Raw genomic sequence first — 8,067 nt, 5'->3', positions numbered from 1 at the left:
GCAAACCGACTTCAAGCGAAACACAGGTTTATATTGCATCCGGACGCTTGCTTCTTCGGCAGATCTGCAATAATCAAACGCCGTATTTATTAGCCGTTAAGTAAGCCTCTATCTCAAAATGGTTCTTAGACAGCCTCTTAAGCCCGGCATCCAGATCCACCGCTCACCAGTCCACATTCGCAGTGACATCAGATGAACGCCGCGGTCGATCAATATCAAGGTTGCCTTCTTGGGTTGGCGTTGGGAGATGCTATTGGCGCGCCATTTGAAGGCGGTCCGGTAGAGAGAGCGCTTTGGCACGTGATCGGCAAGACGCGCAACCATTTGCCACGATGGACGGATGACACTCAAATGTCGCTCGATGTTGCGCAGGTATTGTTGGAGCACCAAGCGATCGATCAAGACAGATTAGCTGAACAATTTGCAGGCAGCTATGCTTGGAGCCGAGGTTATGGCCCAGGCACGGCCAGACAGCTAAAGCTGGTCAAGCGAGGAACGCACTGGCCTGAGGCGCGCAGCACGGTTTTCAAGGACGGCTCATTTGGAAATGGCGCCGCCATGCGCAGTCCGCCCGTAGCCCTCTTTTTCTACAATGACTTTGAGCGACTGATTGCAGAAACAAAGAAGGCGGCAGCAGTCACGCACGCGCATCCGCTGGCCATTCAAGGGGCAGTGGCTATTTCAATAGTGATTTATTTTGCTCTTCAGGGCCGAAATTATCCAGAAATGTGGCGTTTGTTAAAAGAGCGCTGCGCTTCTCCTGTCTTTTCAACAAAGATTGGGCTTGCAGAGCGTTGGGCAGATGGCAGCTCGGAAATAGCGAAAGGCGAGGTTGTGAAGTTATTGGGAAACGGGATGGCGGCACAGGATTCAGTGGTGACAGCAATTTACGCGGCCACCCGATTTATGAGTCGCAGTTTTGGCGAAATGATTAGCTTCATTATTTCATTCAAAGGGGATGTCGATACCATTGGGGCGATGGCAGGGGCGATCTGGGGTGCCGCGAATGGCTCGGCAACATTGGAGGGTATCCCCGTCGAAGCAAGGGACCAGTTAAAGTGGGTTGCAATGGAGCTTTATAAAAAACGCTTGCCCCCGTTCATTTGCGGACAATGACTCTTCCAGACTCATCTGGCCGGTGCAAGCCTGGCTTGCCGCGGGGTGTCGGCACGCTCACCCAGGCCGCCAGGCCCCCGCCTTGGCGATTCTCCAGCCAGACCTGCCAGCCGTTGGCCTGGGCCAATTGGCGCACGATGGCCAGCCCCAGCCCGGTGCCCCCGGTGGTGGGGCTGCGGGAGGCATCCACCCGGTGGAAGGGGCGGAATACCGCCTCGATCTGGCCCTGCGGGATGCCCGGACCCTGGTCGATGACGCCGATGAGGCAGGCGCCGTCGCGCCACTGGGCGCGCAGTTCGATCGGCCAATCGCCGGCATAGCGCTGGGCATTGGCCAGTAGATTGCCGAGCACCCGCCGCAGCGCCGCGGGCGGGGCGCTGACCCGCAGGTCCGGACACTGCACCGCGACCTCGGCGCCTGCCTCCCAGGCGTGTCCGGCCAGGGTCTCCAGCAGGGCGGCCAGGTCGACCGGCACCGCCGCCTCGCCGTCCAGCCCGCGGGCCAGCTCCAGTACCTCCCCCACCAGGCGGTTCATCTCCCCGACATCGGTTTCCAGTCGCTCGATCCAGTCCGGGCTGGGGCGGCGCTCCATCATCTCCAGCGCAAGGCGCATCCGTGCCAGCGGGGTGCGCAGGTCGTGCGACAGACCGGCGAGAAGGGTGGTGCGCGCTTCCAGCAGGTCGTGTATCTGACACGCCAACTGGTTGAAACGACGGGCCAGGGCCGCCAACTCGCGCGGTCCGGTCTCGGGCAAGAGCTCCGGGGTCGCGCCCTGGCCAAGGACGGCCGCGGCGGCAGCAAATCCCTTGAGCGGTGCCACCGTACTGCGCCCGAGCCACCAGGCGGCCACCCCTGCCAGGATGAGCGCGGCGGACAGGGTCACCAGGGCGGCGGCCAGCGGCTGGGGGCCGACGCGGCTGCGCGGGAATCCCAGCCACAGGGTCCGGCCGGCCACCGGTAGACCGGCCCACAACCAGGGCTCGGTCCCCGCCTCGACGCTCGCCAGGTCGACGGGTTCGCCGGTGCGTTGCGTCAGTTGCGTCTCCAGTTCCCGCACATAGATGCCGTGCCAGGTCGCCCGCGTCGCCCCCGCCGGTGGCGCGGCGGCCAGCGTCAGCCCATGAGCCGCCATCAGTTCCTCCTCGAAGGCCGGCCGAGTTTCAGGCGGCAGTTCGCCCCAGGTCTGGGCGGCGAGTACCATGAGTCCGGCCAGATCGCTGGTCGCACGCGTTGCCAGCGGCTGCATCAGCAAGAAGACCACCGCCAGGCTAGTCAGCACATCGAACAGCACGAAGACCAAGGCGAGCCGCAGCGCGTTTTGCTGGCGCAGGCTGAGGTTGCTGGGCATGCGACTGCTCTTAGCGCTTAAGAGTCGGCGCCGCGCGGATTGAACAGATAGCCGGCGCCGCGCACGGTCCGGACATAGACCGGGTTCGCGGGGTCGGGCTCGATCTTGCGCCGCAGGCGCGCCACCCGGATATCCACCGTGCGATCATAGGGGTCGCGCTCATAGCCCTTGAGCAGGTCCAGCAGCAGGTCGCGGGACAGCACCCGATTGGGCCGCTCGATGAAGGCCTTGAGCAGGTCATATTCGGCGCCGGACAGACCCAGGTCCTCATCGCCACGTAGTAGCCGGCGGGCCGCCTGGTCGAGCCGATAGGGGCCGAAGCGCTCACCCTCCAAGTCCGGCGCCGGTCCCGCGCCCTGCGCCCGCCGCAACAGGGCACGCAGGCGGGCCAGCAGCTCGCGCGGGCTGAAGGGCTTGGCCAGGTAGTCATCGGCGCCCAGCTCCAGACCGACCACCCGGTCGATCTCCTCGCCGCGGGCCGACAGCATCAGGATCGGCACGGTGGAGTGGGTCCGCAGTTCGCGGGTGAGGGCCAGGCCGTCCTCGTTGGGCAGCATCAGGTCCAAGACGATGGCGTCCGGCATGGCCAGTTGCATGGCGCGGCGCATCGCGTCCCCGTCGCCCGCCAGGTCCACGGCAAAGCCGGTGTCGGTGAGATAGGCGCACAACAGGTCCCGCAGTGCGGGATCGTCGTCAACCACCAGGATGCGGGCAGCGGGGGTCATCGCGCTATCTTAGCCGAGTTCCCGGCCTGACGACCGTGCGGATACACGCCGTTACAAATCGATACAGAGCGCTACGCCGTTGACAAGGCATTGCTACGGGGCCGGCCGAGAATGGGCATCCTCAACCCCGAGGTACGCCCAATCATCAACCATCTGCCCCTCGCTGCTCTGCTCTGTGCCATTGCCGCGGCCGCGCCGATGGTACACGCACGGACACCCCAAGCGTTTCGCAGTCTCAAGGAAATCCGTGAGCAAGGCGTGGTCATGCAACAATGGGAAACCAGTTGTGCCGCAGCGGCGGTGGCCACGGTACTCACTTACGGTTTCAACGATCCGGTCAGCGAGCGGCTCGCCGCCTCCCGCATGTTGGAACAGACCGACCCGACCAAGGTCAAGCGGCGCGGTGGGTTCTCCTTGCTGGACTTGAAGCGATTCGTCGAGGGTCGCGGTTACCAGGGCAGCGCTTACCAGCACCTTGGGTTTGATGACTTGCGCGTCTTTCACGCACCCATCGTGGCCATCGACCAACATGGCTATAACCATTATGTGGTGTTCAACGGCGTCACCGGCGATCAGGTCCTGCTCGCCGACCCGGCCTTTGGCAACCGCATCGTGTCCATCGCCGGCTTCACTGCCATCTGGATCGATGGACTGGCCTTTGTCGTTACCCGCCCGCCGCCGCCCTGAGATCGCCATGAATAACAGCGCTACCCGCATTTTGCTGGTTTGCTGCGCACTGCTCCTGCCGGCGCTCGCCTTTTCACAAACGCCGCGTGAGGCTGCGCCACGGCGGGCGCCAAGCGCTGGCCCCGCCACCGAAACCGTCGAGTCTTTACGGCAACAGCTTGCCGCTCAACGGGCGATCAGCGAGCAATTGCGTGCGCGGGTCAAGGTGTTGGAACACCAATTGGCCAGTGGAACAGCGGGCGGTGAGTTGCTGGTCGTCGGCCTTCATCCCGATGCCGCCAAACCCCCGGTTGAATCGGCATCCCCCAACAGCGCAATCGCCGAGGCGCTGGTTACCAAGGGGCTGGTATTGCTGCCCAGCGGTACGTTGCGTCTCACCCCCAGTGTGACCTGGTTCCACGACGGACAGGGCGATAACCATTATGAGTCCTTCGCCTATGGGCTAGGGCTGGAGGCCGGCCTCCCCTGGGGTCTGGCGGCTTCACTGTATCTGCCTTACGTGCAAAGAAATTACCCACTGGGACGAAAGGATGGCACGGGCGACCTGTCGATCGGCCTTGGCAAGCAGTTGACGCAAGAAACCGCGGCCTGGCCGTCATTGGTGGCGCGGCTCACCTACACCCACGACAATGGCGCAGATCCCTTCGGCCCGGTCCCCATTGGCGACGGCTTCCGCTCGATCACTGCGTCAGTGTCAGCGCTCAAGCGTAGCGAACCGGTGGCGCTGTATGGCACGGTGTCTTACCGGCATGCCTGGCCCAAGACCGCAACCTTCTGGGGTGGCTTGGACTACCAGACCGGCCGGCTCACGCCAGCCGACAGCTATGGCCTGACCTTGGGCGTGTCCCTAGCAGCCACCCCGGGTATTTCGTTAGATACTGGCCTGTCCTTTGATTTTACAGGCAGGACGCGAGTCGAGCCGCTGGGCGGTGAGGCCTACCAGAGCGCCATCGCCACGGCCGGCTACTTCACCTTAGGCGCCGACTTTACCTTGGGCAAGAACCTGTTCCTGAACCTGTCGGCGGCTGCCGGGGTCACGGCAGACGCCAACGACTTCATCTTCTCGATCATGTTGCCTTACCGCTTTTAGTCCCTAACGGCCATGGCGCCCGCACCACCCCGAACGATGAACCTAAACCCGGGAATTGCTCACGTCAAGGCGCCAAGCTCGCCAAGAAATACCATCGGATAGAACCACTCTCCAGATCACCCTCCGGGTGACTGGCGCAACGCTGATAACGCACTGAACAGCCTTGGCGAGCTTGGCGCCTTGGCGTGACAACCACTCTTTCTAGGATGAAAATGGCGACTCGCTGCGGCCCTGATACATGCTGACACAGTAAGAAACAAAGCAATACTCCGTGGCCATGGTGGCGAAACACCGTCAGTGAATAATGTGCCCACCGCCACCCGGAGAGACGCCCTAGGTGACACCGTGTTCACGTTGGGGCGTTTGCGGAAGCGGCTGTCAGTACGCCTTGATAGCCGGACCCTGTGCTCCCAATCGCTCGCTTGAGGAAATTAAGATGAACGTGAAAGCATTATCGATCGTCCTGCTGGTCGGCGCCAACTTGACGGCAGCCGCAGCGGATCAGGCCACTCCGACCACGGGCGCTCAGGGACGAAGCACCACGCAGGCCCCGATTGCGCTCAGCCCTGCGCAGATGGACCAGATCGTGGCCGGTGGCAATGGGCCTGGCACTGGCGACTGCACCGGCACCGGCATTCCCAAGCTGGATGGGACCCGCCCGAAATACGGTAAGCGTTAAAGCGTGAGCCGTCGTTGAGTCACCGCCCCCGGGGCGACTCTATACGACGGCTTTCATGGGGACATGCCGCCATCTTTGCCGGGAATCTGGCGCGACCGACCGAGTGGTACACTCCGTTAAACACCGCGGCCGTTGCGCCACTGACCACGCGTTGCTAGCGGACGAGCCGAACGTGCATATCGTCAATACCAAGGCAGTCACGACCATCAAGCGGCTGATACGCTCAGTCGCGCTCTGTGCCCTCGCGACTTCGGCCTGGGGCCAGGGGGGGGCGTTGGATGGCGGCAGGCCACTCGATCTCAGCGTGCCAGCACAGTCACTGCCCCGGGCCTGGGGTTCAGCCCCGAGCGTGGATGCCACGCGGCTACCAGGGCTGGGTGAGCTATCCAGCCGCCCCGGTGGGTCGGTTGGTCTCGGACGCAGCGCGGGGCATCGCAGCGACTTACCCTACGGCGCCGGCTACGAGGCCAGGCGCGGCCAGGGTGGCGCAGGGGGCGGGCGTGGCATGGGACGCAGACACTGACGGCTGGAACCCATTGAATCATCATCCCCGCCGCGTCTTTGCATTAGGGTCCGCTGCGCGGACCGATCACGGCCGGCATCAATTTGAGGTGTTGCATGTAACGCGCTTATCGCCTATGCTGTTTCCTGTAACATAACAGATGGAGATTTAACGTGGCCACCATGCCTGTGAACGCCCGGGTTAAGAAGCACCGCGACGCCTTGCGTATGGCAGGACTTCGCCCGGTGCAAATCTGGGTGCCGGATACGCGACTGCCACACTTTGCGCAGGAGTGCCGCCGCCAGTCCCGTATTGCCGCTCAAGCGGATATGGCCGACACGGATATGCAGCAATTGATGGATGCAGCCTTATCCGATGTCGATGGCTGGACGGCATGATACGAGGCGATTTTGTGACGATCGCCATGCCAGGTGACTTTGGCAAGCCAAGACCCGCCTTGGTGATTCAGGCCAACCAGTTCGACGAACACGCCACCGTCACCGTTCTGCCAACAACCGGCACGCTGGTTGCCGCGCCACTGTTTCGTATCACGGTTGCGCCGAACGCAGAGAACGGCTTACAGCAGCCTTCACAGGTGATGGTTGACAAGGCCATGACCGTAAAGCGCGACAAAATAGGGCCTGTCTTCGGACGCATCGATGCAGATGCAATGGTCGAGGTTGAGCGTTGTTTGGCCGTTTTCTTGGGGATTGCAAAGTGAGGAGAGCGGTTGCATCCGTGTTAAGCTCCCAGCCGAAAACCACGCTTGTCCGGTGCCTTTTCCGTCAAACAGCAACGTGTCCCTGTCGGCAGGCGTAACGCAGGACCATATCGAAGGAGGTTTCCGTGAGCGAATCCAAGGGTTTATTCGGTGGCGGGATGACCATCCCGGCCCTGCCGGTGCGCTGGCTTTACCGACTGGCGTCGACGCACGCCTTCAGCGAGCGCGGGTTGTACCTGAACATGGGCTACTGGGAGGGCGCGCGGACCATCGACGAGGCCTGCGAGGCGATGGTCGAGCTGGTCGGGCGCACCGCTGGCATCACCAGTGCCGACACGGTCGTAGATGTCGGCTTCGGGTTCGCCGAGCAGGATATTTTCTGGACCCAGCGCTTTGCCCCGCGGCGGATCATCGGCATCAACATCACGCCTGAACAGGTGCGCGTCGCGCGCGAGCGCGTGCGCAAACTCGGCCTGGAGGACCGGATCGATCTGCGCGAAGGCTCGGCCACCGCGACCGGTCTGCCCGACGCCTGTTGCGACGTGGTCACAGCGCTCGAGTGCGCCTTTCATTTTGATACCCGCGAGGACTTTTTCGCCGAGGCCGCCCGCCTGCTGCGCCCGGGCGGTCGCCTGGTACTCGCCGACTCGATCCCGACCGGGCCCGATCTCGATCCGTGGCAGCACCCGTTGCAAGCGTTGATGGGCGGCCTTGCCCGCGCCGCGCTCGCGGTGCCGCAAGCCAATGCCTACCCGCGCGCTGTCTACGCCGTAAAGCTCGCCGCCGCCGGGTTCGAGTCGGTACAGGTGGACTCGATCCGCGAGCAGGTCTTCCCCGGCTGGCACCGCGCCTTGGCGCAGGACCACGAAATGCGCCGGCGCCTTGGCCCCGTGGGCTGGGCGCTTGGCCGCATTCCCGAGGCGGGGTATGCCCCGTTTGATTACGTCCTGGCCGTGGGGCGTAAGCCAGGTACCGAGGCGGTCAAATAGGTCGTGCTGACGCGCGCGCCTGGGCACCCTGGGACTTTCCGGCCGCCAGGCGAGAGCGATCCCATCCATGTTAAGGAACGGTTCACTAAGAAGTTACTCATGTTAGCTCCGGCGATCTATGTATAGCGGCGGCCACTCAGTTGAAAAACCGAGGTCTTCCTGCGATCATGGGCGTCGGATCTTTGGACACCGGTCGCTACCATGAACGAG

9 protein-coding genes are annotated in these 8,067 nt (G+C 63.2%); 7 read left to right on the top strand and 2 right to left on the bottom strand.

What is annotated here, in order from left to right; translation table 11 throughout:
- Positions 1 to 192: 192 nt before the first annotated feature.
- Entirely contained in the window at positions 193 to 1,116 is a 924-nt protein-coding gene (locus QZX93_RS01110; RefSeq protein ID WP_295390725.1) for an ADP-ribosylglycohydrolase family protein, read from the top strand.
- Here the strand turns inward: QZX93_RS01110 and QZX93_RS01105 are convergent.
- Positions 1,100 to 2,464, bottom strand: coding sequence for an ATP-binding protein (locus tag QZX93_RS01105; RefSeq protein ID WP_295390726.1), 1,365 nt, complete (start codon positions 2,462 to 2,464; stop codon positions 1,100 to 1,102). The two genes, QZX93_RS01110 and QZX93_RS01105, sit on opposite strands and share 17 nt — an antisense overlap.
- A 17-nt stretch (positions 2,465 to 2,481) precedes the next feature.
- Positions 2,482 to 3,189 (bottom strand): response regulator, encoded by a 708-nt coding sequence (locus tag QZX93_RS01100; RefSeq protein WP_295390728.1) that lies wholly within the window; start codon positions 3,187 to 3,189, stop codon positions 2,482 to 2,484.
- Positions 3,190 to 3,300: 111 nt separating this feature from the next.
- Here QZX93_RS01100 and QZX93_RS01095 point away from each other — a divergent pair, with 111 nt between their 5' ends.
- The 6 genes from QZX93_RS01095 (at position 3,301) to QZX93_RS01070 (ending at position 7,857) form a co-directional block, all read left to right on the top strand.
- Positions 3,301 to 3,876: a cysteine peptidase family C39 domain-containing protein gene (locus QZX93_RS01095; RefSeq protein WP_295390730.1), complete on the top strand. Its 576-nt coding sequence runs from the start codon at positions 3,301 to 3,303 to the stop codon at positions 3,874 to 3,876.
- Positions 3,877 to 3,883: 7 nt separating this feature from the next.
- The gene (locus QZX93_RS01090; RefSeq protein WP_295390732.1) at positions 3,884 to 4,966 is read left to right on the top strand and encodes a hypothetical protein; all 1,083 of its coding nucleotides are present in this window, start codon (positions 3,884 to 3,886) and stop codon (positions 4,964 to 4,966) included.
- Positions 4,967 to 5,402: 436 nt separating this feature from the next.
- Positions 5,403 to 5,645: a hypothetical protein gene (locus QZX93_RS01085; RefSeq protein ID WP_295390734.1), complete on the top strand. Its 243-nt coding sequence runs from the start codon at positions 5,403 to 5,405 to the stop codon at positions 5,643 to 5,645.
- 684 nt (positions 5,646 to 6,329) lie between these two features.
- On the top strand, positions 6,330 to 6,545 hold the full coding sequence (locus QZX93_RS01080) for an antitoxin MazE family protein (protein ID WP_295390740.1): 216 nt from the start codon (positions 6,330 to 6,332) through the stop codon (positions 6,543 to 6,545).
- Entirely contained in the window at positions 6,542 to 6,868 is a 327-nt protein-coding gene (locus QZX93_RS01075) for a type II toxin-antitoxin system PemK/MazF family toxin (protein ID WP_295390736.1), read from the top strand. Before QZX93_RS01080 ends, QZX93_RS01075 begins: the two co-directional genes overlap by 4 nt.
- A gap of 125 nt (positions 6,869 to 6,993) precedes the next feature.
- Complete coding sequence (locus QZX93_RS01070) at positions 6,994 to 7,857, top strand: class I SAM-dependent methyltransferase (protein ID WP_295390738.1); 864 nt, start codon at positions 6,994 to 6,996, stop codon at positions 7,855 to 7,857.
- The last annotated feature ends 210 nt before the right edge of the window (positions 7,858 to 8,067 follow it).

Source organism: uncultured Thiodictyon sp., from assembly GCF_903946935.1.
In the GTDB taxonomy this organism is placed as follows: Bacteria; Pseudomonadota; Gammaproteobacteria; order Chromatiales; family Chromatiaceae; genus Thiodictyon.
Note: the sequence above shows the minus strand (reverse complement) of the source record. Positions and strands in the feature narration are given on the sequence as shown.

What these genes read in the sequence shown, in the direction of transcription:
- QZX93_RS01100 (WP_295390728.1), bottom strand. Translation starts at nt 3,189, where the DNA reads ATGACCCCCGCTGCCCGCATCCTGGTGGTTGACGACGATCCCGCACTG.
- QZX93_RS01105 (WP_295390726.1), bottom strand. Translation starts at nt 2,464, where the DNA reads ATGCCCAGCAACCTCAGCCTGCGCCAGCAAAACGCGCTGCGGCTCGCC.
- QZX93_RS01085 (WP_295390734.1), top strand. Translation starts at nt 5,403, where the DNA reads ATGAACGTGAAAGCATTATCGATCGTCCTGCTGGTCGGCGCCAACTTG.
- QZX93_RS01090 (WP_295390732.1), top strand. Translation starts at nt 3,884, where the DNA reads ATGAATAACAGCGCTACCCGCATTTTGCTGGTTTGCTGCGCACTGCTC.
- QZX93_RS01075 (WP_295390736.1), top strand. Translation starts at nt 6,542, where the DNA reads ATGATACGAGGCGATTTTGTGACGATCGCCATGCCAGGTGACTTTGGC.
- QZX93_RS01095 (WP_295390730.1), top strand. Translation starts at nt 3,301, where the DNA reads ATGGGCATCCTCAACCCCGAGGTACGCCCAATCATCAACCATCTGCCC.
- QZX93_RS01110 (WP_295390725.1), top strand. Translation starts at nt 193, where the DNA reads ATGAACGCCGCGGTCGATCAATATCAAGGTTGCCTTCTTGGGTTGGCG.
- QZX93_RS01080 (WP_295390740.1), top strand. Translation starts at nt 6,330, where the DNA reads ATGCCTGTGAACGCCCGGGTTAAGAAGCACCGCGACGCCTTGCGTATG.